We start from the raw sequence: 26,456 nt of genomic DNA on the forward strand, positions 1-26,456 counted from the left end.
ATGAACGCCGTCCGGATCGTCGTCGCCGTCGCCGTCGCGGGGCTGCTTTCGGGGTGCACGCTCGTGACGCACCTCGGGGAGCCGCAGGCTGAGGAGCCGCCCGAGACTACCGCGGCGCAGCCCGAAGACCCGACCGGCCACACGCCGGACCCGACAGAGGCGGGGGAGACGGAAGAGCCGATCGTCCCGCCGGACGTCCCCGACGATGCGCCCGACCGCATCAATGTGCAGCTCGAACTCGGCGTTCCGCACGACATCATCGGCAAGGAGGGCGAGGTCGTCGGCACGATCACGGTCACGAACGTCGACGACGACACGACGTGCCCCAGCACCCACGCCGACGAATCGAAGTACGGCAAGTTCGTCATCGCGAGCTTCGAGCTCACGGCGGAGGAGTCACTCGTCGACCAGAGCGACTCGTGGTACGGGCGGAATTTTGATCTCTCGACGATCGACGTGATCGATCCCTTCACGGGTATCTCGCTGTCGGGCGGGCTCGACTACGACTGCCTGCCGCCAGCCGACCGGCTCTCGACCGTGCAGCCGGGCAATACGGAGTCCGGTGCGCTGGCCTACGATGTCGCGGACGAACTGTTCGCCATCGGCTGGTTCTACGGCCACCAGTACTTCTACGTTCCACCCTCGGTCTGGGGAGGCCTTTGATCTTGCGACGCACGCTGACCGCCGCACTGTCGATCGCGATGGTCGTCGCGCTTTCGGGATGCACGCTCGTCTCCACGTTGGCAGCCGGTGACACGCCGACAGACACGCCGACCCCCGAGATCACGGGGAGTGGCGATTCGACGACGGACCCTTCGCCGCCCGACGATGGCGGGTCTGACGTCGACGGTTCGGGTGACGACGGTGCGGGGGACGGTCCCCCTGCGATCCCCAGCGATGTTCCGCTCGCGCTTGGCGAGGCGGGCGAGATCGAGGGCCGTGGCGGCAATCCCGTCGGCACGTTCCAGGTCGACGGCGTGACCACGGGCTTCGATGACTGCGTGGAGCCGGAAGAGGGACTGTCGTATGTCCAGGTCGACCTCACGATCACGGCCGAGGACGACCTGGCCGCGGAGGAGGGCAGCCTCGACTACGCGACCTCCTTCGCGCTCTTCCTGCTGTACGTGAAGGGGCCGAACGGCGAATACCTCGGCGATTGGCTCGGTCACGAGTGCGTGCCGAGCAGCGAGTGGATCGACGATGTCGGGCCGGGCGAGAGCGCGACGGGTTCGGTGTGGATGTCGGTCCAGACACCGGTCGACGAGGGCCTGATCGAGTGGCGGTACGGCCACCAGAACTTCGTCGTTCCGTTCCCATAGCGGCCGTCACGGAGCATCCGGTTCCGAGGCGCCCGATCCCGGAGCATCTGCTCCCAGGCGCCGGTCCCGGACGCCGCCGGGCGCGCGTCAGGTCGCGGCGACGAACGGGCCGCCGAACGACGCAACGGCCGCCGAGTAGCCCGCGAACGAGACGATGTCGAGCAGGACGTGCGCGACCACGAGGGGAGCGGTGCGTCTCGTGCGCTGGTACCACCAGCCGAACACGAGCCCCATGACGACGTTGCCGATGGCCATGCCGACTCCCTGATACAGATGGTACGAGCCACGCAGCAGCGCTGACGCGATGATGGTTGGCCACAGCCCCCACCCCAGGTCGCGAAGGCGCGTCTGCAGGTAGCCGACCACGACGACCTCCTCGAGCAGACCCGCGCGCACGGCGCTCAGTACGAGCAGCGCGACGGTCCACCATGACAGCGCCTGCGAGTTCGCCTCGATCGCGGGGGTGAGCCCCATCGCCCTCGTGGCGAGGTAGAGACCGAGGCCGGGGATGCCGATCACCGTCGCGAGGAGGAGCCCTGATCCGAGATCGTGCCGCGGTCGGGTCAGATCGAGACCGAGCGCGCGAAACCCTGAAATCGCAGGGGTCCACAGCAACCAGATCGCGAGCGCCACGGGAACGAGATCGGCGGCGACGCTGATCAGCTGATACGCCGCGTCGAACACCGCTCGGTCATGTCTCGACGCGTTCAGCGTCGCCGTCTGCTCACCGATCGCCGTCTCGCGGGTGACCCGGTCGGCGAACTGCACGACGGCGTATGCGGCCGACGGCAGAATCGCCAGCGCGAGCACGATCCAGATCTCCGCGATCATGCGCCGGCGCGGACGCATCGCGCCCGCCTGCTCCGGAGCTACGTTCTCGCCGGCGTGCATGATGTTCGACACGCCGAGAGTCTAGGGCGACCGCGCCCACGCGGTGCCTCACGGGCCGGTGGGTGGGCGGCGGCGCGGGTACGCAAGGCGCGTGGCATACGATGGAGTGCCCCGCGATGGGGCCGCGGGAACCGCAGAAGCGGAGTTCGCCGCCCGGCCACCGCCGCGCGCCGTCCCGACGCTGCCCCCGACAGAGCATCGCCTATCGACGCTCACGCCACTTGCCGACCTATTCGGTGAGGGCACAGCCCCCTTCGCCACCCGCACCTGAAGGCCTCCACGTATGACCGCTTCGCCGCCCGCCGCATCCATGACCTCACGCGCCGACCTGCGCAACGTCGCAATCGTCGCCCACGTCGACCACGGCAAGACCACGTTGGTCGACGCCATGCTGCGTCAAACGAACTCGTTCGGCGCCCACTCCCACTTCGCAACGGACGAGCGCGTCATGGACTCGAACGATCTCGAACGCGAGAAGGGCATCACGATTCTCGCCAAGAACACGGCGATCCGGTACGAGGGCGCGCACGCGATCGACGGCGGCATCACGATCAACGTGATCGACACGCCGGGCCACGCCGATTTCGGCGGTGAGGTCGAGCGCGGCCTGTCGATGGTGGACGGGGTCGTGCTCCTCGTCGACGCATCGGAGGGGCCGTTGCCGCAGACGCGCTTCGTGCTCCGGAAGGCCCTCGCCGCGAAGCTGCCCGTGATTCTCCTCGTCAACAAGGTCGACCGCCCCGATGCGCGCATCGATGACGTCGTGGCCGAGTCGCACGATCTGCTGCTCGGCCTCGCGGGCGATCTCGCCGACGAAGTGCCTGACCTCGATGTCGACTCGATCCTCGACCTGCCCGTGCTCTACGCGTCCGGCCGCGCGGGCGCCGCGAGCACGAATCAGCCCGAGAACGGCTCGCTCCCTGATAACGACGACCTCGAACCGCTCTTCGAGGCCATCCTCACGCACATTCCCGCACCATCGTTCGATCCCGATACACCCCTGCAGGCGCACGTGACGAATCTCGACGCGTCGCCGTTCCTCGGCCGCCTCGCGCTGCTGCGCGTCTACAACGGCACCCTGCGTAAGGGGCAGAACGTGGCGTGGGTGCGGGCGGACGGCGAGGTGCACAACGTGCGGATCACCGAGCTGCTCGAGACGAAGGCGCTCGACCGCGTGCCGACCGAGCAGGCCGGTCCCGGTGACATCGTCGCCGTCGCGGGCATTCCGGAGATCACGATCGGCGATACGATCGCCGACCCCGATGACGTGCGCCCGCTTCCGGCGATCACGGTCGACGAGCCCGCCATCTCGATGACGATCGGTACGAACACGTCGCCGCTCATGGGCAAGGTCAAGGGCCACAAGCTCACGGCGCGCATGGTGAAGGACCGGCTTGACCGCGAGCTCATCGGCAACGTCTCGATCCGCGTCGTCGACATCGGCCGGCCAGACGCGTGGGAGGTGCAGGGCCGTGGCGAACTCGCGCTCTCGGTGCTCATCGAGAACATGCGTCGTGAGGGCTTCGAGCTCACGGCGGGCAAGCCACAGGTGGTCACGCGCGTCATCGACGGGCAGCGCCACGAGCCCTTCGAACACCTCACCATCGACGCGCCCGAGGAACACCTCGGGGCGATCACCCAGCTCCTCGCGGCTCGCAAGGGGCGCCTCGACTCGATGTCGAACCACGGCTCCGGCTGGGTGCGCATGGAGTTCATCATTCCGTCGCGCGGCCTCATCGGGTTCCGCGGAGAATTCATGACGATCACGCGCGGCACGGGTATCGCCAACGCCATCTCCCACGGCTACGAGCCGTGGGCCGGCCCGATCACGACGCGGATCTCCGGATCGATCGTCGCCGACCGCGCCGGTGTCGCGACGCCGTTCGCCATGATGACGCTGCAGGAGCGCATGACGTTCTTCGTCAACCCGACCGACGAGGTCTACGAGGGCATGGTCGTCGGCGAGAACTCGCGCGCCGAGGACATGGACGTGAACATCACGAAGGAGAAGAAGCTCACGAACATGCGCTCGTCGACGGCCGATGAGTTCGAGAAGCTCACGCCGCCCCGCCAACTGACGCTCGAGGAGTGCCTCGAGTTCGCGCGCGAGGACGAGTGCGTCGAGGTGACGCCGGAGAAGGTGCGCATCCGCAAGGTCCAGCTCGACGCGACGGCCCGCGCCCGCGCTACGTCACGGGCGAAGAAGGCGTAATCTCGTTCGCCATGTCCGACGACCGCGTGCCCGTTGACGCCGTGCCAATCGAATCGACGACCCCGCGCGAGCGGGAGACGCTCGCGCAGCGCCTGCCGGTCGTGGCGCTCTACGCGCTGCTCGGCGTCATCGTCGGTGTCATCGGCTCGTTCACGCACCGCTCGCGCTTCGACCTCGGCGAGGTCACGATCTGGTACGGCCTCGTCGTCGCGATCGCCTGCGTCGCGGCGTTCGCGGTCGGGCTGCGGCTGAACTCGCCGAGGCGATCGGTCAGCGGCGCCTTCGCGGGCGGGATCGTCGTCGGCATTCTGTTCATCGCGTTCGGCTTCGGCAACAGCATCGTCATCCTCGGCGACCTGCCTGGCATGATCTGGTTGGCGGCCCCGCCGATCATCGCGTTCGGCGCCGCGTTCTGGCCGAACCTCGAGCGCACCCGCGCAGATGCTCGACGCGCCGCCGTCGGTGTCAACACTGCGTCACAACCGCCGGCGCCGGCGGCGACGAATGGCCCCCGCGAGTACCCTGGTTCGCAGCCCCCCGCGTCACCGCCCCACGAGCACACGTTCCAGGAGCCCAAGCAATGACCTACGTGATCGCGCTGCCGTGCGTCGACCTCAAAGATCGTGCGTGCGTCGACGAATGCCCCGTCGACTGCATCTACGAGGGCGACCGCATGCTCTACATCCACCCGGATGAGTGCGTCGACTGCGGGGCCTGCGAACCGGTGTGCCCCGTCGAGGCGATCTACTACGAGGATGACTTGCCCGACGAATGGGCCGAGTACTACACCGCGAATGTCGACTTCTTCGAGGAGATCGGATCGCCCGGCGGAGCGGCCAAGGTCGGCGTGATCCACCACGACCACGGCGTCATCAAGGCGTTGCCGCCTCAGGGAACCGCCGAGCAGCAGCACGAGGCTGCAGAGTGACACTCGGGCCGCTGCCCGAGTATCCCTGGGACGCGATCACGCCGTATCGCGACCGCGCGAGCGCGCACCCTGGCGGCCTCCTCGACCTGTCGATCGGCTCGCCCGTCGACCCCACCCCCGAGCTGATCCGGCGCGCCCTCGATGAGGCGGCCGACGCGCCCGCCTACCCGACGACGCAGGGTACCGAGGCCTCGCGGGCGGCGATCGCGGCGTGGTTCGAGCGTCGTCGAGGGGTCCCGGGCCTGCGATCGGACGAGATCATGCTGACGGTCGGGTCGAAGGAGTTCGTCGCGCTCACTGCCTTCTTCCTCGGCATCGGGGAGGGTGATGCCATCGTGCAGCCCGAGGTGGCCTACCCGACCTATGCGATGGGCGCCGCATTCGCGGGCGCGCGAATCGTCGCCTCCGATGACCCAGCCGACTGGCCGGACGACACCAAACTCGTGTGGCGCAACTCACCGGGCAATCCTGATGGGCTGGTGCTCGACACCGGCCGGCTGCGGGCCTCGGTCGAGCGGGCCCGCGAGCTCGGCGCCGTCGTCATCAACGACGAGTGCTACGCCGAGCTCGGCTGGGACGACTGGCGCGCGCGGTCGATCCCGTCGATCCTCGACCCCGCGGTCGTGGGCGAGAGCCGGGCCGGCGTGCTCGCCTGCTCGTCGCTGTCGAAACGCTCCAACCTGGCCGGGTACCGCGCCGCCTACGCGGCCGGTGACGCGGCGCTGATCGCGACACTGGTGCGGGCCCGAAAGCACGCGGGGCTCATCGTGCCGGGCCCCGTGCAGCACGCCATGGCCGTCGCGCTCGGCGACGACGAGCACGCGGATGCGCAGCGCGCCACGTACGGGGCCCGTCGCGGGGTCTTGAAACCGGCCGTCGAGGCGTTCGGACTCCGCGTCGAGGGCAGCGAGGCTGGCCTTTACCTGTGGGGCACCCGCGATGAAGACGCCTGGGCGACGATGTCGGCGCTGGCCGATGTCGGCATCCTCGCCGGTCCCGGCCCCTTCTACGGTGCCGGGGGTGCTCGCCACGTGCGGCTGAGTCTCACGGCGCGCGACGCGGACATCGCGGCCGCCGCCGAGCGGCTGGAAGGCTCCGCCCGCCGGGGCGTGAACGCAGACGAGACGTGAACGCAGACGGGGCGTGAAGGCACTCGGGTCGGTCTGCCGGTTTGCCGAACCCAGTAGGCTCGTCGCGTGATCACGCGCTTCGCCGCGCAGCGTGAAGCCAGGAACCGCAACCCTCTAGGCTGGGGGAAGCCCGGCCCTGACACGGGGCCGTCACTGCGAGTGGACACACGAGTCCACGAACGAGACCCACGTGTGACCAAGGAGGATCAGTGAGCGACGAGCAGCAGAACGCATCGCAGCAAGAGGTCATCACCGCCAATCACCCCGGCGGAACCGCCGAGTTCCCGATCCTCCGGGCAGTCGAGGGTCCCGACGCCGTCGACGTCTCGACGTTCACCAAGCAGACCGGGCTCACTGCGCTCGACAACGGGTTCGTCAACACGGCGTCGACCAAGTCGGCCATCACCTTCATCGACGGCGAACAGGGCATTCTTCGCTATCGCGGGTATCCGATCGAGCAGCTCGCGGCCCGTTCGACGTTCCTCGAGGTCGCCTACCTTCTCATCTACGGCGAGCTGCCGACCGACACGCAGTACGAGGCGTTCGCCGACAACATCCGTCGCCACACCCTTCTGCACGAAGACCTGAAGCGCTTCTTCGACGCGCTGCCGTCGCACGCGCATCCGATGTCGGTGCTGTCGAGCGCCGTCAACGCGCTTTCGACCTATTACGAGGACACTCTCGACGTCAACGACCCCGAGCAGGTCGAGCTCAACACGATTCGCCTGCTCGCGAAGATCCCGATCATCGCGGCCTATGCGCACAAGAAATCGATCGGCCAGGCGTTCCTCTACCCGGACAACTCGCTCGACTTCGTCGAGAACTTCCTCAAGCTCAACTTCGGCGTCATGGCCGAGCCGTACGAGGTCAACCCCGTCCTCGCGGAGGCGCTCGACCGGCTGCTCATTCTGCACGCCGACCACGAGCAGAACGCTTCGACGTCGACCGTGCGCCTCGTCGGCTCGACCGAGGCCAACATCTACGCCTCGATCTCGGCCGGCATCTCGGCGCTCTACGGCCCCCTCCACGGCGGCGCGAACGAGGCAGTGCTCAACATGCTCGGCAACATCCAGGAGTCCGGCGAGGGCGTCGACCGCTTCGTGCAGCGAGTCAAGAACAAGGAAGACGGCGTCCGTCTGATGGGATTCGGGCACCGCGTGTACAAGAGCTACGACCCGCGCGCCCGCCTCGTCAAGCAGTCGGCCGACCAGGTGCTCGAGAACCTCGGCGTCAAAGACCCACTGCTCGAGATCGCCCTCGAACTCGAGCACGTCGCCCTCAACGACGACTACTTCAAGGAGCGGCGTCTCTACCCGAACGTCGACTTCTACACCGGTCTCATCTACAAGGCCATGGGGTTTCCCACACGCATGTTCACCGTGTTGTTCGCGATCGGCCGCCTGCCCGGCTGGCTCGCACACTGGCGCGAGGCGAACGACGACCCCAAGACGAAGATCGGGCGCCCGCAGCAGCTGTACATCGGCGAGCGGGAGCGCCACTATCCGGAAGGTCGCAGCTTCGAGCACTGATGCCGGAGCGTGGCGACGCCGGCGTTGCCGTTCTGTGACCGTTTCCGCAGCCACGGTTCAGCCTGCGGCGCGGAACCGCCAACTACGGTGAGAGGACATCAACACCCCCGCTCGAGCCGGACGAATCGTCGGCCAGCGGGGGTGTTGTTCTGTCGCCTGCGATGCACAGGCCAGGCCGGTGAGCAACCGATGGTCGGGAGCCGTCGGTCAGGCGCCGCCGGTCAGTAGCCCTCGGGCTTCCGCGGCGCGTAAGACGCCTCGAGCCGTGCGATCTCGTCGGTTGTGAGCTCGAGCGCCATCGCCTCGATCGCCTCGGCGAGGTGCTGCCGCTTCGTGGCACCGACGATCGGCGCCGTGACGGCCTTGCGGCCGCGCACCCACGCGAGCGCCACCTGCGCGCGTGAGACGCCCCGATCGGCGGCGATCTCCGCGACGGCCTGCGCGATCTCCCGATCAGTCTGCTCAGCTTGCCGGTACAGCCGCGATCCCTGCCGATCGGTCTCGCGGCGTTCGCTCGTCGCATCCCAGTCGCGCGTCAGTCGCCCGCGGGCGAGCGGCGACCACGCGAGCACGCCGATGCCCTGGTCGGCGCAGAACGGGTGCATTTCGCGCTCTTCCTCGCGTTGCAGCAGGTTGTACTGATCCTGCATGGCGATGAACGGTGTCAACCCCGCAAGCTTCGCCGTGAACTGCAACGTGGCGAACTGCCACGCGGCCATGCTCGAAGCCCCGAGGTAGCGCACCTTGCCCGCTTTCACGACGTCATGAAGGGCGGTCAACGTCTCTTCGACGGGCGTCTCCGGATCGAAGCGATGGATCTGATAGAGGTCGATGTAGTCGGTGCCGAGGCGACGCAACGAGGCATCGACGGCCTCGATGATGCGCTTGCGCGAGAGGCCGCGCGCATACGCGCTTTCGCGCGTTGGGAAGAACGTCTTCGTGCAGATGACGACGTCGTCCCGGTTCACGAGTTCGCCGAGCAAGCGACCGGTGATCTCCTCGCTGGCGCCGAACGAGTAGGCGTCCGCCGTGTCGAACGTCGTGATGCCCGACTCGAGCGCCAGCTCGAAGAACGCCCTGGCCTCGCTCTCGGGCAGGCTCCAGGGATAGTTGCCCGTGCCCGGAGTCCCGAAACTCATGCATCCGAGCACGAGCTCCGACACCTTCAGGCCAGACGAGCCAACACGCTCCAGCTTCATGCGCCCACCTCCGGCACCATTGTCACCCGCCACCGGGCCACGCGGTTGCCGTGTTCGCCTGGCGGAAGAGCAACGGCCCCCGGGGCGGCGCTCCCGGGCGGTGCCCCGGGAGCGTGCGCTGCCGACGACTACGCGTGAAGATCGGCGTTGAGCACGATGCCCGCGCCCGACCGTGCGACGGCCTCAACCGCGCCGGTCACCGAGTTCCGGCGGAAGAGCAGACCGGCGGCGCCGGAGAGCTCGATCGCCTTCACCACGCGGGGCTCGCCGAGCTCGCCCCTCGGATTGGTCGCGCCGACGACCGCGACCTTCGTGCCGGCGGTGACGTAGAGGCCGGCCTCGACGATCGAGTCGTCGCCGAGCGAGATGCCGAGCCCGGAGTTCGCGCCGAGCAGTGCGCGCTCACCGATCGTGATGCGTTGCGTGCCGCCCCCGGAGAGGGTTCCCATGATCGAGGCGCCGCCGCCGATGTCCGAGCCGTCGCCGACGACGACGCCCTGCGAGATCCGGCCCTCGACCATCGAGGCGCCGAGCGTGCCGGCGTTGAAATTGACGAAGCCCTCATGCATCACGACCGTTCCGGGTGCGAGGTGGGCTCCGAGGCGCACTCGGCCACCGTCGGCGATGCGGACGCGGTCAGGGGTCACGTAGTCGAGGAGGCGCGGGAACTTGTCGATCGCGTACACCTGGATGCCCGCACGGCGCAGGCGTGGTCGGAGCCGCGCCGCTGCCTCAGGGGTAAGGGGGCCGACATTGGTCCAGGCGTTGTTCGGCAGGTGGGCGAAGATGCCGTCGAGGTTGATCGTGTTGGGCTGCACGAGGAGGTGGCTGAGCAGGTGCAGGCGAAGGTAGGCGTCGGTCACCGACGAGACGGCCTCGTTCAGGCGCGATGTTGCGACGATCGGGCGGATGCGCACCTCGCGATGTTCGTCCTCGGTCGCGAGATCGGCAAGCAAGCTCGGAACCAGGTGGGGGTCGCGGCCCTGCGGGATCTCGCCGAGCTGCGGCTCGGGGAACCACGCGTCGAGCAGCTGACCGTCGAGGGTTTCGGTGGCGAGTCCGTCTCCCCACGCGTGCGTGGGGGCGGGCGAGTCGGCGTTCGTCGTCATGCGACCAGGGTACTGACGCTCGGGGGCGGGCGTTGCCGCCTCGACCGGGGCGGATTCGCGGCGCCGCCGCCGTAGAGCGTGGTCGGCCACGGCGCGGTGGCGCTCGTAGACTGGGGCGCATGCCCGAACTGCCGAGCCCGGTTTCCGCCGTCGATGGGCGGGATGGCCTCGACCTCAGCGCTGACGTCGTCGAGCTCACCCGGCAGCTATGCGACATCCCGTCCGAGTCGGGCGCGGAATCGCGCATCGCCGACGCCGTCGAAGCGGCGGTCGACGCGCTCGGGCACCTGCGCGTGCTGCGCTTCGGCAACACCGTCGTCGCACGCACGGAGCTCGGTCGGGCGACGCGCGTCGCGATCGCCGGCCACCTCGACACCGTGCCGATCAACGACAATCTGCCGACCAGGTTCGTGACGGTGACGGAAGAGGACGCCGCCGCCGACGTGCCCGGCACGCGTCCGGGGGAGTATCTGTGGGGTCGCGGCACCGTTGACATGAAGGCGGGCGTCGCGACGCAACTGCGGGTCGCGGCATCGCTTGCGGCGCCGAGGCACGACGTGACCTGGATCTGGTACGACAATGAGGAGGTCGAGGCGTCGCGCAACGGCCTCGGCCTGCTCTCGCAGGTGCGCCCGGACCTGCTGCACGCCGACTTCGCCATCCTCGGCGAGCCGACCAACGGCGGCGTCGAGGGCGGCTGCAACGGCACCCTGCGCGCCGATGTCCGCACGCACGGTCGGCGTGCCCACAGCGCGCGTGCTTGGGCTGGCGTCAACGCCATTCACCTGGCCGCGCCGATCCTGGAACGGCTGGCCGACTACGAGCCCGCCACGAAGCGCGTCGACGGGCTCGACTACCGCGAGGGCCTCAACGCCACGCGCATCTCTGGCGGCGTCGCGGGCAATGTCATTCCCGATCTGTGCACGGTGCACGTGAACTACCGCTTCGCCCCGAGCATGTCGCTCGACGAGGCCTGCGCCTTCCTCGAGTCGTTCTTTGACGGCTTCGACGTCGAGATCGTCGACCGGTCGCCGGGAGCGCGGCCCGGGCTCGACGCCGGCATCGCGCGCGCGTTCGCGGACGCGGTCGGGGGAGAGGTGCGAGCAAAGTTCGGGTGGACGGACGTGGCTCGCTTCTCTGCGCTCGGCGTGCCGGCCGTCAACTACGGGCCGGGCGACCCGCAGAAGGCGCACGCCGACGACGAGCGCGTCGCGCTCGACGAGATCCGGTCCGTCGAGCGCGGGCTGCGTGCCTACCTGGAGGACGAGGCGTGACGGGTGCCGAGCGCCCCGACGCGCCCGACGTCGCGGCTGCGCCCGACGTCGCCGACGGCTCTGAACGGGCGACGGACGTGCCCTTCGAGGCCGTGGCGGGGGCTGACGCGCCGCAGGCGGTCGGGCAGCGCCAACCGGGGCTCCGGCGTGACGACTTCACCGTGGCACAGGACCGGCGCCCCACCTACTTCTCGTATTACTGGAGCCACGTGCCCGTGTGGCTGCAGGTCGTCATCGTGTGGGCCGTTTCACGCGTCATCACGACCGTGATCCTGCTGATTTACGCCGATCACCAGTCCGAGACCTGGCAGACGCCGGAGCGGCCCGACCTCTTCACGTTCTCCGGGATCTGGGACGGCGAATGGTACGAGCGCATCGCCGCCGGCGGCTACCCGAGCGAGCTGCCGCGCAACGACGAGGGGCGCGTGACCGAGAGCGCGTGGGCGTTCATGCCGGTGTACCCGATGGTCGTGCGCGGCCTCATGCTCCTCACCGGACTGCCGTTCGCGGTGGTTGCGGTGCTCGTGTCGCTCGCGTGCGGGCTCGGGGCTGCGCTCATCTTCCACCGGCTGCTGCGCCACCTCGTCGATGGCGGTACGGCCATGTTCGCGGTCGCGCTCTTCTGCATCGCGCCGGTGAGCCCGATGTTGCAGCTCGCCTACGCCGAGAGCTTGCAGCTGCTGTTCGTCGCGTCGCTGCTGCTCCTCCTCGTCGAGCGGCAATGGCTCGTGATGGCGCCGGTCATCGTGCTCGCGTCGTTCACGCGGCCGACCGGCCTTGCGTGGGCGATGACGCTGGGACTGTACCTGCTCTATCGGTGGTGGCAGGCGCACAAGGGCAAGGACACGTTCCCGCTGCGCGAGCAGCTCGCCGTGGCCGGCGTGACCGCCCTGTCGGTGCTATCGGGCTTCGCGTGGCTCCTGACGGCGTGGGTCGCGACGGGCGAGTTCAGCGCCTACCTCGACACCGAGCTCGCGTGGCGGTCGCACTACACGGGGCCGGGCGAGCTCGTGCCGTTCACGGCGTGGTTCCACGGCGGGTACTTCTGGATCGGCTGGGCGTGGCCGGGAGTGTTCCCGGAGGGGTCGGTCGCGCGGACCGTCGGGTCGATCGTGATCGTCGGCGCGATCATCGCGACGATCGCGGTGCTGCTCGCGCTGCCCGTGATGAAGCGGCTCGGCATCGAGGTGCGACTGTGGCTCATCAGCTACTTCACGTACCTCGTCGCGGTGTTCTTCCCGCAGTCGTCGACGTTCCGTCTGCTGCTGCCGATGTTCCCGTGGCTCGGGGTCGTCGCCCTGCCGCGGTCGCCCGTCTATCGTGTCGCCGTCGTGGTGGCGAGCATCCTGGGCCAGATCGCCTGGATCCACTGGTGCTGGTACGTCATCGGCCACGATTGGACCCCGCCGTAGGCCTCTCACACCCGGAGGCCCCCGCCCCCGCGGAAGCGCCCCGTGCGGAAAGGACGTGCCGGCAGGCCCCGGCTTGAGCTAGACCGCGACGGGGGCCTTGATCGTCGGATGGTGCTCGTAGCCGACGATCCGCACGTCGTCGTACTCGTAGTCGAAGATCGAGTCGCGCTGGGCGAGCTCGAGCCGAGGGGGCGCGAACGGGGCGCGGGCGAGCTGCAGCTCGACCTGCTCGACGTGGTTGTCGTAGATGTGGCAGTCGCCGCCCGTCCATACGAAGTCGCCGACCCCGAGCCCCGTCTGCGCCGCGACCATGTGCGTGAGCAGCGAGTAGCTCGCGATGTTGAACGGCACCCCGAGGAACATGTCGGCGCTGCGCTGGTACAGCTGACAGCTGAGTCTGCCATCGGCCACATAGAACTGGAACATCAGGTGGCAGGGCGGCAGCGCCATCTTGTGCAGCTCACTCACGTTCCAGGCCGAGACGAGCAGGCGACGCGAGTCGGGGTTCGTGCGGATCTGTTCGATCACGTTCGTGAGCTGGTCGATCGTGCCCCCGTCCGGCGTCGGCCACGAGCGCCACTGCACGCCGTACACGGGCCCGAGCTCGCCGTGCTCGTCGGCCCACTCGTCCCAGATCGTCACGCCGCGCTCCTGGAGCCACCGCGCGTTCGACTCGCCGCGGATGAACCACAGCAGCTCCTGCACGATCGAGGGCAGGTGCAGCTTCTTGGTGGTGATGAGCGGAAACCCGGCGCCGAGGTCGAATCGCAGCTGCGCCCCGAAGACGCTGCGCGTGCCGGTGCCGGTGCGGTCGGATTTCTTGGCGCCGTGCTCCAGCACGGACCGCAGCAGATCCTCGTACGGGGTCTGGATGCTCGTGGCAGTGGTCATGTCGCCTCCGGGTCGAAAGGGGCTGCGCCGGCGGCGACGCCGCCACCCGCTCCAAGTGTCACAGCGCCGCCCGCCGCCTCCCGCACGGCGGTCGGCGCGTCGGCAGTCGCGACGCGGGCTCCCGGGGCTCCGGAGGCGCCGGGGGCTCCGGCAGACGTTGCGGGGGCGTCGAACGCCGCGCGAGTGGCCGGCCCCGCAACCTCGGCGCCCGAGGCGACCCCCGAACGCGAGGCGACCCCCGAACCCGGGCCGACTCCCGGACGCGGGCCGACGTTCGTCGCCTCATGCTCGCCGTCTTCGAGGAGAGCCTCGCGGATGATGCGTCGCGGGTCGTATTGGCGAGGGTCGAGCTTTCGCCAGTCGACCTCGTCGAACTCGTCGCCCATCTCTTCGCGCACGCGTTCTTTCGCGCCCGTCGCCGTCGACTTCGCCCACCGCACGAAGCGTCGCAGCTGTTCCGCTGCCTGGGGGAGTCGCTCGGGCCCGATGATGAACGCGGCGATGACGCCGATCAGCAGGAGCTTCTCGAACGTCAGGCCAAACACCCCTCAAGGATACGCCGCCGGCGGGCGACGCCTCCGCGGGCCCGCCATGCCGGGGTCCGCGACGCCGCGATTTGCTCCGCACTCGCCTCCCGGCCCCGGGCCGAGCGCGCCGCTACGCTTGCGCACATGTCCGAGCTCGAGCGCAACGCGCGCTACACCGATGAGCGCATCGCCGAACATCCGGCGCAGCTCGAGGTACGCACGCACGCGCTCGAAGAGGGCATGCGGCCGATCTCGCCGACCACGGGGGCGCACCTCGCGTTCATCGCCACGTCGACGGGAGCGCGGAGCATCATCGAGATCGGCTCCGGTGTCGGCGTCGCAAGCCTGTGGCTGCATCGGGGCGCTCCGAACGCGACGCTCACGGCGATCGACGACGGGCCCGAGCATCTCGCTCAGGCGCGTCGTGCGCTGCTGGCGGAGGGGGCGCGCTCCTCGACGCTCCGCCTCATCGCTGGCCACCCCCTCGACCTGCTTCCGCGCATGACGGAATCGGGCTACGACCTCGTCGTCATCGGCGGCGAACTCGAGCACATCGCGGCCTACCTGCAGCACGCGCTGCGGCTCGTCCGGCCGGGCGGGACGATCGTCGCGCTTCGCGCCCTCAACGGTGGGCGCGTCGCCGACCCGGCGCGCCGCGACCCAGTCACGAGCGGCCTGCGGGCTCTCATCCGCGAGTTCGATCGGCAGCCAGACCTGACGGTCTCAATCCTCCCCGTGGACGGCGGCATCCTGCAGCTCGCCAAGCGCGCCTCGTAACCGAGTGCCGCAGCCTCGGCGCGCGACGACCGGGTCCGGAGGTGGCCCGGCCTCGACAGCACGGCGACGCGCCCCAATCGAGATACACGGCCGGTCCGGCGCGCCGCGCGACACACGGCACGTTGTGTTTGATCGGGCGTTGACCCACGATTGACCCGCGGATCGATACCGCTCACCACCGACGGAATGGGGATCCATGGCAACCACGAAGAACGGCGACATCGCTTCTCCTCGAGCACACCCTCGGGCCTGGCTCGCGCTAGCGATCGTCCGCATCCTCGTGGGATTCGAGTTTCTCTGGGCCTTCATCGACAAGACCTTCGGGCTCACGTTCGCGACCAGCCCCGAGAACGCCTGGATCAACGGGGGTTCGCCGACACACGGATATTTGAGCGCCGAGCGCGCCCTGCAGGGCGTGTTCGAGCCCATCGCCGGGCACGTCGTCGTCGACGTGCTGTTCATGGCAGGACTACTCGGCGTCGGTGTGGGGCTGATGGCGGGCATCGCCGTGCGCCTGGCCTCGATCGGCGGCGCGCTCATGATGCTGATGATGTGGCTGGCGTCGTTCCCCATCGCCCCAAACCCCTTCGTCGACTATCACCTCGTCGAAGGGGTGCTGATGGCGGTCTTCGCGTTCGGCCTTCCGGCCCAGCGCCTCAGCTTCGCGGGGCCGTGGCGGCGGCTCACGAGGGGAACGCCCTGGCTGCAATAGGCCGAAACTCGCGCGCGTAACGATGCTCACGCCGCGTCGTGGCGAGCGAAGCGGTGGGTACAGGAGCGGCGCCGGACGGGATCATCCCGTCCGGCGCCGTCGCGCCACAGCGGCTACTCGCCGACGGCGCCCGACAGGGCGTTGCGCAGTTCCTTCGCCTCTGCATCGTTCACCGACACGACGAGACGCCCTCCACCCTCGAGGGGAACGCGAACGATGATCAACCGACCTTCGCGGACTGCTTCCATAGGACCGTCGCCGGTACGGGGCTTCATCGCGGCCATGTGTGTGCCTCCATCTTGATGCGAACTCGAACAGTTTACCGGTCCTGCGCCGCGGGGCCTCGATCATCCGGATCATCGCGACGGGACGTGACCGCGGGCTCCGCGAATATCGGCGAGCGGGGCGGATGAACATGACTCAGGATGACGGCTGAGGCGGCCACCTGCAGGCGTTCACATCTGGAATTCCATACTCCTGCATAGGATGAGCGGGTTGCTTGCAGTGCGACCACGGAGCGTCGATCCGGCGCACCGTCTTCGCGCCGGGCAGCAGCCAACCGGCCAACGCCGGACAGCACATTTCGAAAGGACGCCCATGGCAGAGTTCACGCTTCCCGATCTCCCTTACGACTACGCCGCGCTCGAGCCCCACATCTCGGGTCGCATCATGGAGCTCCATCACTCGAAGCACCACGCGACCTACGTCAAGGGCGCCAACACGGCACTCGAGCAGATCGCCGAGGCCCGCGAATCGGGCAACCTCGCGAACATCAACAAGCTCGAGAAGGACCTCGCGTTCAACCTCGGTGGTCACGTGAACCACTCGGTGTTCTGGACGAACCTCTCGCCCGAGGGCGGTGAGCCCGAGGGCTCCATCAAGACGGCGCTGGACGAGCAGTTCGGCGGCCTCGAGAAGTTCAAGGAGCAGTTCACGGCCGTCGCCCTGGGTGTTCAGGGCTCGGGCTGGGCCGTGCTCGGCTACGACCAGACCGGTGGGAACCTCACGACCTTCCAGCTGTTCGACCAGCAGGGCAACATCCCCTTCGGCGTCACGCCGATCCTGCAGCTCGATGTATGGGAGCACGCGTACTACCTCGACTACGAGAACGTCCGCGCCGACTACATCAAGGCGTTCTGGAACATCGTGAACTGGAAGAACGTCGCGGAGCGGCTCGACGCCGCCCAGGCGTAACGCCGCCGAGCGCGCCTCGACGATCGCGCCGCGGGCATCCATGACCGGATGCTCGGGGCGCGTTCTCGTTTCGGTACCGCGCATGTCGGAAGGCCGGCCCGAGGCGGCCAATCCGAGACGACGAGGGTGAGGCGACGAGGGCTACAGCACGAGCAGCGAGACGGCGGCGATCGCCGAGGCGACGAGCGTGACGATCTCGAACTGCCGCTGCGAAACGCGCTTGATCACGGAGACGCCGACGACCGTGCCGGCGAGTACCAACGGAATGAGCAGGAGCACGAGCCACAGGCCCTCACCCGTGTAGAGCCCCAGCGACGCGGCGAGCGGCACCTTCGAGATGTTGACGATGCAGAAGAACCACGCGTTCGTGCCGATGAACTGCATCTTGTCGATGCGCGCCGCGAGAAAATAGAGCGCCATGAACGGGCCGGCGGCGTTCGCGGTCATCGTCGTGAAGCCCGCCGCGACGCCCGCGCCGATCTGCACGGGCCAGCCGGGGCCCGCCGCCGCCGATGTGGGGCCGTGGGGCGGCTCGTCCGACGAGACGCGCCGCTGTGACCGCCCGCGGAGGCGCGGCCGGAGCTGGATCAGCACCATGACCAGCAGCAGCCCGCCGATCGTGAGTTTCATGACGGTGTCGTCGACGAGGTTCATGAACAGCGCGCCGAGCAGGAGCCCCGGGACTACAGCGGGCAGCAGGCGCGGCAGCAGGCGCCACCGCACTCGCCGGTAGCGGGCGACCGCGACGAGGTCGCCGACGATGAGCAGTAGCAGAACCGTTGCGGTCGATTCCTTCGCGGGCATCACGAAAGCGAACACGGCGACGCTGATCGCGGCGACGCCGCCGAACGAGGTCTTGCTGAAGCCGATGACGACGGCAGCTGCCGCGAGGGCGACGAGCGCAGGCCAACCGTGGAGCCCGACGAGGTCGGGCACGGCTAGCGCACCCGGAAGCCGACGGAGCGTCCCGAGAGGCCACGCGGGCGCGACGCGATCGCCCGCGCGGCCGCGCGAAGCGCCACGGCAGCGGGGTCGGCGGGATCGTTCAGCACGATCGGCCGGCCAGCGTCACCGGCCTCGCGAAGGGGAATGCTGAGCGGCACCTCCGCGAGGAGCGGCACCTCGAGGTCGGACACCGATGTGGATGCCGACGCGGGTGCGGATTCGTCTTCCCCACTCAGCCGCGCCGCGACGTGGCGACCGCCGCCCTCGCCGAACACCGCCAGGCGGGCACCATCGGGGCCCTCGGCGGGCGACATGGTCTCGATGACGCCGATGACGCGCTGCCCTATCTTGCGGGCGACGAGGCCGGAGCGCACGGCGACGTCGGCGGCAGACGGCTGCGGCGTGGTGACGACGACGACCTCGGCGCCGGGAAGCAGCTGCCCGAGTGAGATCGCGATGTCACCAGTCCCGGGCGGCAGATCGACGAGCAGCACATCGAGATCGCCGAAGTACACGTCGCGCAAGAATTGCTCGATCGTGCGGTGCAGCATGGGGCCGCGCCACGCCACGACGCCGTCGCCCTCGCCCAGGAACATGCCGATGGAGATGACCTTCACGCCGTGCGCGATGGGCGGCAGGATCATGTCGTCGAGCCGGGTCGGCACGGTCGTGCCTGCGTCGCCAACAGCATCCGGGCCAGTGAGGCCCATGAGCGCCGGGATCGAGTAGCCGTGCACGTCGGCGTCGACGATCCCGACCGCGAGGCCGTCGGCCGACATGGACGCGGCGAGATTGGCGGTCACGGTCGACTTGCCGACCCCGCCCTTCCCGCTCGATACCGCGACGACGCGCGTCAGGGAATCGGGCCCGAACGGGATCTCGCGCGGACCGCTTCCACGGAGCGAATCACGCATCGCGGCCCGCTGCGCGGGCGTCATGACGCCGAGGTCGAGCCGGTACGGCCGCTCGCCGATCGCGTGCTCGATGGCGCGCCTCACGTCGGCCTCGATGCGCGATGCGGCCGGGCAGCCGACGATCGTGAGGCGGAGCTCGACGACCGCGGGCTCGTCGGGGGAATCGCTGGCGTCGACGCGCTCGATCATGCCGAGCTCGGTGACGGGGCGGCGGATCTCGGGATCAATGACTTCATCGAGGGCGCGCAGGATGCTTGCACGCGCTGACGAGTCGGCGCCATCCGGTCGGGTGGACGGTTCAGTCATTCGTCTCCTGCGCCGCTGTCGCGGGCGGTTCCTCGGCGTCGGTCGACGCGTCTGCCTCGGCCCGTGTCTCGGGCTCGGGCTTTGCCTGTGCCTCGGGCTCTGCCTCGGTTTCTGCCTCTGCCGCTGCCTCTGCCGCTGATTCGGCTTCGGCTTCGGCCTCGCGACGGACCTTGGCGCGGCGGCGTTGCTCGCTCACGTCGCGCTCTCGATACTCGTCGGCCTCGGCCGCGCGGGCGCGCCGCAACGCGAGGCGCTCGCGCTGGGTCCGCTCGGGCGGGGTGCCGTCATCGGGCGCGTCACCGGCCGCATCGTCGAGTGCCTCGAGCTCTTCGAGGTCCTCGAGGAGGCTGCGCAGTTCTGCGCGGATGAAGTCCTTCGATGCCATATCGGCCACGAGCATCCGCAGCGCGACGAGCTCGCGGGCAAGGTACTCGAGATCGGCCGTGTTGCGCTCGGCTCGCTGCCGATCCTGCTCGATCTGCACGCGGTCGCGGTCGTCCTGTCGGTTCTGCGCGAGCAGCAGCATGGGGGCGGCGTACGAGGCCTGAAGCGACAGCATCAGCGTGAGCGCCGTGAACCCAAGGGCGGCGGAATCGAATCGCACGTGCTCCGGCAGCATGCTGTTCCACACGAGCCATGCCACGCAGAACAGCGTGAGCGCAATGAGGAACGCGGGTGTCCCCATGCCCCGGGCGAACGTCTCCATCAGCCGACCGAGGCGGTCCTTCGACCCGCGCTCGCCCTGCTGCTCCGAGGGGACGGTCTCGTGTCGTTGGCGGCGCGCCGTGCCGCGCCGTTCGTCACGGCCGGAACGGGGCCCGCGGCCTCCGGCATCACCTCCGCGCCTGGCGGTGCCGTTCCCGCGGCCGGGACGCCACCACCGGCGTCCCTCGCTCCGGGGTAGGGACAGGTCGGCGTCGCGCCCCGTGATCCGGTCAGCCACGTCCTCGCCTCCTCGTGCGCTGCGGTGTCGTGACCTCGCTCTGCGTCAACCGTTGACGCCGCGAGGCCGCCCTCGTGGGCACCACGCCGCCGTCCACGTCGCGCGTGCGCCAGTCTTCGGGAAGGAGGTGATCGAGCACGTCATCGATCGTGATGACGCCGACGAGGCGGTGCTCGGAGTCGACGACGGGCAGGGCGACGAGATCGTAGCTCGCGAGCACCCGCGCCACCTCCGCGTCGCTCGTCGTCCAGTGCACCGCCTCCGTCTCGGTGTCGAGGATCGTCGAGAGCTGTTCGTGCGGTGGATACCTGAGCAGGCGTTGGAAGTGCACCACCCCCAGGTAGCGACCGGTGGGCGGCTCGTACGGCGAGACCGTCACGAACACCGTCGTCGCGAGGGCGGTGGAGATCTCTTTCTGGCGGATGCGTACCAGTGCCTCAGCAACGGTCGTGTCGGCGGAGCAGATGATCGGATCGGTCGTCATGAGGCCGCCGGCGGTGTCCGGCGCGTACGTGAGCAGCATGCGCACGTCGTCCGCCTCATTCGGCTCCATTCGAGCGAGCAGCGCCTCACTCGTCTCGGCATCGAGCCGCGCCACCAGGTCAGCCGCGTCATCGGGCTGCATGTGGTCGAGGATGTCGGCCGCGTGCTCCTCGTGGAGGTGCACGATGATGCGCACCTGGTCGTCTTCGTGCATCTCTTCGAGCGCGTCCGCGAGGCGGTCGTCCGGCATCTCGCTGACGATATCGAGCATCCGGTCTTCGGGAAGGCCGAGGAGCTCCGCCGCGAGGTCGGACGGCTTGAGCTCGGAGGTCGCGGTGATGAAGGCGCTCGCGGGCCCTCGGTCGTCGTCGTCCTCGTCCTCGAAGTCGATCTCGTCCCAAGTGACGTAGCGCGAGGGTCCCTTGCCGAATAGGGACGCGCCGACGCGGGGAAGCCTGACGAACAGTTGGCGCAGGTGCCAATCCCCGGCGTCGTCGCGTTCGATCGCGACGTCCTCAAGCGTGCCCGGGCTGCCGTCGTCGACGAGGGTCACGGTGCGGTCGAGGAGATCGGCGAGCACGCGCAGCTCGCCGCCCTTCTGCTCGAATGGACGGCCATCGATCCGCCCCTCGATGATGAGCTGACCGGCGCCGATCGACCGCAGCATCCGGATCGGCGCGAACGAGTGCCCCTTGAAGCCCGGCAGCTCAACCACGAATCCACTCACTCGGGGCGCATGCTCGGCGCGGGTCTGCACGACGACGTCGCGGACGCGCCCCACGCGGTCGCCGTCCTCATCGAAGACGGCGAGGTTCGCGAGGCGTGCGACGAAGGCTTTTGAGACGCTCACGGGCTCATGGTAGTGCGCGGTCGACCGCCGCAATCCGCGCCCCGGGGGTGCGCCGTGCGAGAACATTGGCCGAGCCGCGCCCGAGCCCCGGCTCACGACGGGGTTGAGGTGGAACACTGAGCGTATGAGCTCGCCGTCTTCGCGATCCACCGCCCGTTTTCCGACGATCCCCACCGGTGAGGTGGTGGGATCGTACGAGACGTACGAGCGCGCGCAGGCCGCAGTCGATCAGCTTGCCCGCGCAGATTTTCCTCTCGGTGAGGTGTCGATCGTCGGCAGCACGCTCAAGAGCGTCGAGCGAGTGACCGGCAAGATGAACGCGGGTAGGGCGGCGCTCGGCGGCCTGCTCTCCGGCGTCATGCTCGGCGTCTTCGTCGGGCTGCTCGTGCTCATCCTTACGCCGCAGGCGGGACTCACGACGTTGTTGCCGGTCATGATGGTTGCTATCGGTTTCAGTGTGCTGTGGAGCCTGCTTACGCACGTCATGAACCCCCGCAAAAAGGAGTTCACGTCGGTCATGCAGATACTGGCGGCCCACTTCGACGTCGTGGTGGGGCCCGAGCTTGCGGGTCGCGCACGTCAGGTCCTTGGAACCGGGGCAACCGGCGGGCAGGCGGCGTACGCGGGATCGGCGGTTCCGCCGTCGGGCATGAACACGACGGCGCAACCGGTGTCGGAAGAGGTACAGGGACCCGAACAGCCGTGGGGACCTGCACAGCCGCGCGGGCCCGAACAACCGTTTGGACCCGGACAGCCGCAGCCGCAGGAAGGCGGCGCCATCACGGGGCCTGTGACGTCTGAGCCGGCCGAGTCGACCGAGCCAGCCACGCCGCAGCGACCCCGAACCTACGGTGAGGCGCAGGATGCGCTGCGTCGAGAGCGTGAGAGTGCGGCGCGCGATCGCCGCCGCAGGGAGGCCGGGGATGCCGGGAGCGCGACGGGACAGTCGAGCTAGCCGTACCAGCTCCGCTCGTCGGCAGCTCCGCTAGTCGGCGCGCCTGCCCCGGCGGAGCCAGGACTCGACATCGTCGGCCGCACGGGGAATCGCGATCGACAGGTTTTCTGCTCCGTCCGCCGTCACGAGCACGTCGTCCTCGATGCGGACGCCGATGCCGCGCAGCTCGTCCGGCACAGTGAGGTCGTCGGGTTGGAAGTACAGCCCGGGCTCGATCGTGAACACCATGCCGGCTTCCACGACGCCATCGAGGTACAGCTCGCGGCGCGCCTTGGCGCAGTCGTGTACATCGATGCCCAAGTGGTGGCTCGTGCCGTGCACCATGTAGCGGCGGTGTTGCTGACCGTCGCGCGCCAGCGCTTCGTCTGCCGTGACACCGAGCAATCCCCACTCGGCGGTGCGCTGGGCGATGACGCGCATCGCGGTCTCATGGACGTCCCGGAACGTGATGCCGGGCTTGACGACCGCGAATGCCGCGTCGGCGGCATCGAGCACGGCCTGGTAGACGCGTCGCTGCGGCTCCGTGAAGGTGCCGTTGACCGGCAGGGTCCGCGTGATGTCGGCCGTGTACAGCGAATCGACTTCGACTCCCGCATCGATGAGCACCAGGTCGCCGTCGCGCACCTCGCCCGAGTTCTTGGTCCAGTGCAAGATGCAGGCGTGGTGGCCCGACGCCGCGATCGTGTCGTAGCCCACCTCGTTGCCCTCGAGCCGGGCACGGGTGTGGAACACCCCCTCGATGAGGCGCTCGCCGCGCGGCAGCGTCGTCGCCCGCCTCAGAGACCCGACGATGTCGTCGAATCCGGATGCAGTGGCGGCGACGGCCTTGCGGAGTTCGCCGATCTCGAACTCGTCCTTCACGAGCCGCAGCTCGCTGAGCGCCTGTTCGAGCTCGGCATCGGCGGCCTCGACCTTCGCGCGGCGATCGACGTCCGCGAGCATCCGCTCGGAGATCTCGAGCTCGTCGACGGCCGACGACATCGATTCGTCGCCGTTCACGCCGCGCGCCGCGTCGAGCCGCGCCGTCAACTCCGGATCGGCCTCGCGAACGACCCGCAGCGGTCCGTCCTCGTCGAGGTTCAGCCGATCGAGGTTCAACCGATCGAGGTGCTCTGTGGGGATGTCGAGGTCGGCCGCGACCTGCGCGAGCGACGGGCGCGGTCCGATCCAGAACTCGCCGATGTCAGGGTTCGCATAGAACTCATCGCTCTCGCGGCCGGCGCGTTCGCGGAAATACAGCGTGGCGGTGTGAGCGGTGCCGCTCGGCTCGAGCACGAGAACGGCGCCTGGCTCGGCGTCCGATCCCCAACCGGTCAGGTGCGAAAAGGCACTGTGGGCGCGGAACGGGTAATCCGTGTCGTTCGACCGCTGCTTGCGCGTGCCCGCCGGGACCACGATGCGCTCGCCGACGAAACGTGAGCTGATCGACCGGCGCCTGACCGCGGCCGAGGGGGCTGCCTCTCGCCGTGGCGGAAGGGGCTCATCGCGCTCGGCCCAGCCGAGCGAGATGCGCTGCTGGAACGCCGCCGTCCGGGGCGTGGTCGACCGGTTCGTCGAGTGCGCTGGGACACTTACCTGCTCGGTTGAAGTTGCCTGCTCGGTCGCAGAGGTCTGCCCGGTCGCGCGCGGCGGCTCGGGCGCCTCGGCCTGCGTTGTGCTGGCGGCGGTGTCTGCGGTGACGTCGGACGTGTCCATCCGGCCATTCTGCCGCGACCGGCCTGAGTGCGCGTGAACCGTGGCCGCGGCGGGTCGAACTGACAGTCGGTCCTGGCTCGGTGCCGGTCAGGCCGGGTGCCGGTCAGGCATAGGCGGGACTGAGTTGGGCGAAGACGGGTCGGTGGTCGCTGCCGGCGCGATCGACGCTCGTGACCACTTCGAAGCCCGTGAATCGCCACTGGCTCGTCGCCATGACGTGGTCGATTTGAGCGCCGAGGAGGGGCGGGAGGCCTGTCGTCCACGTGCCGAGGGCACCGTTTCCCGTGGCCCGAGCTCCGTCGACGCACTCGCCGAAGTCGTAAGCCGTCTCCGCGGGCTCACCGAGGGTGACCCAGTTCGACCCTCCGTTCGAGTCAGTGGCGCCGAGTCCGACGAGGTGGTCGATCGTGGCATTGAAGTCGCCAGCCATGATGACGTTGCCGGCGCACAGGCCGGCGAGCCATTCGAGGTCGGTCTCCCACTGGTCCATGTTCAGTGGCGTCGGCGCGACAGGGTGCGCGGCGACGATCGTCGGCCCGGTCCCGAGCGGGCGCGCGATGACGGTCGGCAAGGTGCCCGTGTCGCCCTCGTCGGTGACGACGACGTAGTCACCGAGGTCGGGGGCGATGAGCAGTGTCGTCGAAGTGGCCCGGTACTCCTCATCGAAGGTTCGCGTGTGCACCCACATCGGAGAGCCGGCCTCCGCCATGAGATTGGCGATCTCGACGCCCATCTCCTCGGTGGTCTCGGGCAAGACGACGACGTCAGCGCCGTAGTCGATCGCGAGGGTCGCGATGGCGGGCGAACCGGGCTCGTCGCCGCGCGTATTCCACGACAGCACGCGGATGTCCTCGGCGCTGTACTCGGCAGGCACATTGGGGTCGCCGATGCCGCGCGAGGCGACGAGGCCAACGGAGGCGACGACGAAGACGGTCAGCACGATCGCGACGCCGCCGAGCAGGCGCCTCGCCCCTCGAGAAGAGGCGATGGCGATGAGGAGCCCGAACAGCAGGACGGTCGCGCCGATGACGATGGGCACGCGAAAGGGAATGGCCTGAGCGACGAAGATGGTGCGCTGAAGGCCCAAGAGGTGGGGGGCGAAGAGCACCGTGGCGGCGGCGAGCGTGATGAGCGCAAGCACGATCGCGGCGATCGCGGTGCCGGGGGAGGTGCGGCGGACGGATTTCGGCATACGGCCGTCGAGATTACCCCGCTCGGCGGTGTGAACCTGGGTGGCGCGCGCTGCGACGCGCCGCAGGACTCGTGTGCTCCGCGGCTACGCTGCGTGCATGTCCCGCGTGCCTCGATTCGACCCCGCGAAACCCATCGATCTGCACACGCATTCGTCGGCATCCGATGGCACGGAAGAGCCGGCCGAGGTGGTGCGGCAGGCTTCGCTTGCGGGCGTTGGCACGATCGCGCTGACCGACCACGACTCGACAGCGGGCTGGCGGGTGGCATCGGCGGCGGCCGTAAGGCACGGCGTCACGCTCGTCCCCGGCGTCGAACTGTCGACGCAGATCGGTCGCGCCTCGGTGCACGTGCTCGGCTACCTTGTCGACCCGCAGAACGTCGCCCTGCGGGTCGAGATGGATGCCGTGCGCGAGTCGCGCGTCACGCGCGCGGAGCGCATGGTGGCGCGCATCGGGGCCGACTACCCCCTCACGTGGGCCGACGTGCTCGCCGTCGCCGAGACGGGGGCGACGGTCGGCCGCCCGCACATCGCGGATGCGCTCGTCGTCAATGGCGTCGTGCCGAACCGCTCCGCCGCGTTCGACAGCATCCTCCACTGGCGCGGGGGCTACTACCAGCCGCATCACGCGCCCGCGCCGGAACGTGCAATCGAACTCGTCCGTGCCGCGGGTGGGGTTCCCGTGCTCGCGCACCCCGCAACGCGCGGTGGAGCTGCGCTCCTGGACGACCGGTTCAGCGAACTGCTGGCGGCCGGCCTTCTCGGCCTCGAGATCGAGCATCGGGAGAACGGTGAGGAGGGCAAGCGAGTGCTGCGCGAGCTCGCCGCGCGCCATGATCTCATCGTGACCGGCTCGAGCGACTATCACGGGTCGGGCAAACCGAACCGGCTCGGCGAGCACACCACCGCTCCCGCGATGCTCGAGCGCATCATCGAGTCGGCGAGTGGGAGCTCGCCGGTGTACCCCTGATGTCCTGCGTACCCCTGATGTCAGGCGTACCCGCGTTCCCTGATGTTCTGCATTCCCTGGCGTCACTGCGTTCCCCACATTCGACAGCATGTATTTGCT

General features: G+C 69.1%; 24 protein-coding genes and 2 pseudogenes. 14 read left to right on the top strand and 12 right to left on the bottom strand.

Going from position 1 to position 26,456, the window contains the following annotated elements; translation table 11 throughout:
- Both F8O04_RS05845 and F8O04_RS05850 read left to right on the top strand, forming a co-directional pair.
- The gene (locus F8O04_RS05845) at positions 1–663 is read left to right on the top strand and encodes a hypothetical protein (RefSeq protein WP_158028342.1); all 663 of its coding nucleotides are present in this window, start codon (positions 1–3) and stop codon (positions 661–663) included.
- Between the two features lie 2 nt (positions 664–665).
- The gene (locus F8O04_RS05850) at positions 666–1,319 is read left to right on the top strand and encodes a hypothetical protein (protein ID WP_158028343.1); all 654 of its coding nucleotides are present in this window, start codon (positions 666–668) and stop codon (positions 1,317–1,319) included.
- A gap of 87 nt (positions 1,320–1,406) precedes the next feature.
- Here the strand turns inward: F8O04_RS05850 and F8O04_RS05855 are convergent, their stop codons facing one another.
- The gene (locus tag F8O04_RS05855; RefSeq protein WP_225734892.1) at positions 1,407–2,222 is read right to left on the bottom strand and encodes a CPBP family intramembrane glutamic endopeptidase; all 816 of its coding nucleotides are present in this window, start codon (positions 2,220–2,222) and stop codon (positions 1,407–1,409) included.
- A 271-nt stretch (positions 2,223–2,493) separates the two neighbouring features.
- Between F8O04_RS05855 and typA the strand changes: the two genes are divergently transcribed.
- The 5 genes from typA (at position 2,494) to F8O04_RS05880 (ending at position 8,009) form a co-directional block, all read left to right on the top strand.
- On the top strand, positions 2,494–4,422 hold the full coding sequence (typA, locus tag F8O04_RS05860) for a translational GTPase TypA (RefSeq protein WP_225734893.1): 1,929 nt from the start codon (positions 2,494–2,496) through the stop codon (positions 4,420–4,422).
- A gap of 11 nt (positions 4,423–4,433) precedes the next feature.
- Complete coding sequence (locus tag F8O04_RS05865; protein ID WP_158028344.1) at positions 4,434–5,006, top strand: LptF/LptG permease family protein; 573 nt, start codon at positions 4,434–4,436, stop codon at positions 5,004–5,006.
- Positions 5,003–5,350: a ferredoxin gene (fdxA, locus tag F8O04_RS05870; RefSeq protein WP_158028345.1), complete on the top strand. Its 348-nt coding sequence runs from the start codon at positions 5,003–5,005 to the stop codon at positions 5,348–5,350. Before F8O04_RS05865 ends, fdxA begins: the two co-directional genes overlap by 4 nt.
- Complete coding sequence (gene dapC, locus F8O04_RS05875) at positions 5,347–6,480, top strand: succinyldiaminopimelate transaminase (RefSeq protein ID WP_158028346.1); 1,134 nt, start codon at positions 5,347–5,349, stop codon at positions 6,478–6,480. Before fdxA ends, dapC begins: the two co-directional genes overlap by 4 nt.
- Before the next feature lie 209 nt (positions 6,481–6,689).
- Complete coding sequence (locus tag F8O04_RS05880; protein ID WP_158028347.1) at positions 6,690–8,009, top strand: citrate synthase; 1,320 nt, start codon at positions 6,690–6,692, stop codon at positions 8,007–8,009.
- Between the two features lie 221 nt (positions 8,010–8,230).
- Here the strand turns inward: F8O04_RS05880 and F8O04_RS05885 are convergent, their stop codons facing one another.
- Positions 8,231–9,208: an aldo/keto reductase gene (locus F8O04_RS05885; protein WP_158028348.1), complete on the bottom strand. Its 978-nt coding sequence runs from the start codon at positions 9,206–9,208 to the stop codon at positions 8,231–8,233.
- 128 nt (positions 9,209–9,336) lie between these two features.
- Entirely contained in the window at positions 9,337–10,317 is a 981-nt protein-coding gene (gene dapD, locus F8O04_RS05890) for a 2,3,4,5-tetrahydropyridine-2,6-dicarboxylate N-succinyltransferase (protein ID WP_158028349.1), read from the bottom strand.
- A 119-nt stretch (positions 10,318–10,436) separates the two neighbouring features.
- On the opposite strand from dapD, the gene dapE reads away from it, so the two are divergent.
- Positions 10,437–11,591 carry a succinyl-diaminopimelate desuccinylase gene (gene dapE, locus F8O04_RS05895; RefSeq protein ID WP_158028350.1) on the top strand — a complete coding sequence of 385 codons (1,155 nt, stop codon included), beginning with the start codon at positions 10,437–10,439 and terminating at the stop codon, positions 11,589–11,591.
- Positions 11,588–13,003, top strand: a complete 1,416-nt coding sequence (locus F8O04_RS05900; protein WP_225734894.1) for a hypothetical protein — start codon at positions 11,588–11,590, stop codon at positions 13,001–13,003. Before dapE ends, F8O04_RS05900 begins: the two co-directional genes overlap by 4 nt.
- Before the next feature lie 78 nt (positions 13,004–13,081).
- Here F8O04_RS05900 and F8O04_RS05905 read toward each other — a convergent pair whose 3' ends face one another.
- Both F8O04_RS05905 and F8O04_RS05910 read right to left on the bottom strand, forming a co-directional pair.
- Positions 13,082–13,894: a thymidylate synthase gene (locus tag F8O04_RS05905; RefSeq protein ID WP_158028351.1), complete on the bottom strand. Its 813-nt coding sequence runs from the start codon at positions 13,892–13,894 to the stop codon at positions 13,082–13,084.
- 278 nt (positions 13,895–14,172) lie between these two features.
- Positions 14,173–14,439: pseudogene (locus F8O04_RS05910) on the bottom strand (Sec-independent protein translocase TatB); the annotation flags it as partial.
- A 126-nt stretch (positions 14,440–14,565) separates the two neighbouring features.
- Between F8O04_RS05910 and F8O04_RS05915 the strand changes: the two are divergent.
- Both F8O04_RS05915 and F8O04_RS05920 read left to right on the top strand, forming a co-directional pair.
- Positions 14,566–15,198: an O-methyltransferase gene (locus F8O04_RS05915; protein WP_158028352.1), complete on the top strand. Its 633-nt coding sequence runs from the start codon at positions 14,566–14,568 to the stop codon at positions 15,196–15,198.
- Between the two features lie 196 nt (positions 15,199–15,394).
- Positions 15,395–15,910 (top strand): hypothetical protein, encoded by a 516-nt coding sequence (locus F8O04_RS05920; RefSeq protein WP_158028353.1) that lies wholly within the window; start codon positions 15,395–15,397, stop codon positions 15,908–15,910.
- A 113-nt stretch (positions 15,911–16,023) separates the two neighbouring features.
- Here the strand turns inward: F8O04_RS05920 and F8O04_RS05925 are convergent, their stop codons facing one another.
- Positions 16,024–16,194 (bottom strand): DUF3117 domain-containing protein, encoded by a 171-nt coding sequence (locus F8O04_RS05925; RefSeq protein ID WP_158028354.1) that lies wholly within the window; start codon positions 16,192–16,194, stop codon positions 16,024–16,026.
- A gap of 313 nt (positions 16,195–16,507) precedes the next feature.
- On the opposite strand from F8O04_RS05925, the gene F8O04_RS05930 reads away from it, so the two are divergent.
- Positions 16,508–17,104 carry a superoxide dismutase gene (locus F8O04_RS05930; protein ID WP_158028355.1) on the top strand — a complete coding sequence of 199 codons (597 nt, stop codon included), beginning with the start codon at positions 16,508–16,510 and terminating at the stop codon, positions 17,102–17,104.
- Positions 17,105–17,245: 141 nt separating this feature from the next.
- Here F8O04_RS05930 and F8O04_RS05935 read toward each other — a convergent pair whose 3' ends face one another.
- The 4 genes and pseudogenes from F8O04_RS05935 to F8O04_RS05950 all read right to left on the bottom strand — a co-directional run bounded on the left by F8O04_RS05935 (position 17,246) and on the right by F8O04_RS05950 (position 21,545).
- Positions 17,246–18,040, bottom strand: a complete 795-nt coding sequence (locus tag F8O04_RS05935; protein ID WP_158028356.1) for a sulfite exporter TauE/SafE family protein — start codon at positions 18,038–18,040, stop codon at positions 17,246–17,248.
- A 2-nt stretch (positions 18,041–18,042) separates the two neighbouring features.
- Positions 18,043–19,269, bottom strand: coding sequence for an Mrp/NBP35 family ATP-binding protein (locus F8O04_RS05940; RefSeq protein ID WP_158028357.1), 1,227 nt, complete (start codon positions 19,267–19,269; stop codon positions 18,043–18,045).
- Positions 19,270–19,564: 295 nt separating this feature from the next.
- A pseudogene (locus tag F8O04_RS15220) lies at positions 19,565–20,092 on the bottom strand (DUF1003 domain-containing protein); the annotation flags it as partial.
- 112 nt (positions 20,093–20,204) lie between these two features.
- Entirely contained in the window at positions 20,205–21,545 is a 1,341-nt protein-coding gene (locus F8O04_RS05950; RefSeq protein WP_158028358.1) for a magnesium transporter MgtE N-terminal domain-containing protein, read from the bottom strand.
- Between the two features lie 124 nt (positions 21,546–21,669).
- Here F8O04_RS05950 and F8O04_RS05955 point away from each other — a divergent pair, with 124 nt between their 5' ends.
- Positions 21,670–22,500 (top strand): general stress protein, encoded by an 831-nt coding sequence (locus F8O04_RS05955; protein WP_158028359.1) that lies wholly within the window; start codon positions 21,670–21,672, stop codon positions 22,498–22,500.
- A 30-nt stretch (positions 22,501–22,530) separates the two neighbouring features.
- Here F8O04_RS05955 and F8O04_RS05960 read toward each other — a convergent pair whose 3' ends face one another.
- Together F8O04_RS05960 and F8O04_RS05965 are read right to left on the bottom strand one after the other, a co-directional pair.
- Positions 22,531–24,195 (bottom strand): aminopeptidase P family protein, encoded by a 1,665-nt coding sequence (locus tag F8O04_RS05960; protein WP_158028360.1) that lies wholly within the window; start codon positions 24,193–24,195, stop codon positions 22,531–22,533.
- 103 nt (positions 24,196–24,298) lie between these two features.
- A complete protein-coding gene (locus F8O04_RS05965) occupies positions 24,299–25,387 on the bottom strand; it encodes an endonuclease/exonuclease/phosphatase family protein (protein ID WP_158028361.1) in 1,089 nt (362 codons plus the stop codon).
- A 97-nt stretch (positions 25,388–25,484) separates the two neighbouring features.
- Here F8O04_RS05965 and F8O04_RS05970 point away from each other — a divergent pair, with 97 nt between their 5' ends.
- A complete protein-coding gene (locus F8O04_RS05970) occupies positions 25,485–26,357 on the top strand; it encodes a PHP domain-containing protein (RefSeq protein ID WP_158028362.1) in 873 nt (290 codons plus the stop codon).
- Positions 26,358–26,456: the final 99 nt, after the last annotated feature.

Origin of the sequence: Pseudoclavibacter endophyticus, assembly GCF_008831085.1 — a bacterium.
GTDB classification, from domain to species: Bacteria; Actinomycetota; Actinomycetes; order Actinomycetales; family Microbacteriaceae; genus Pseudoclavibacter; species Pseudoclavibacter endophyticus.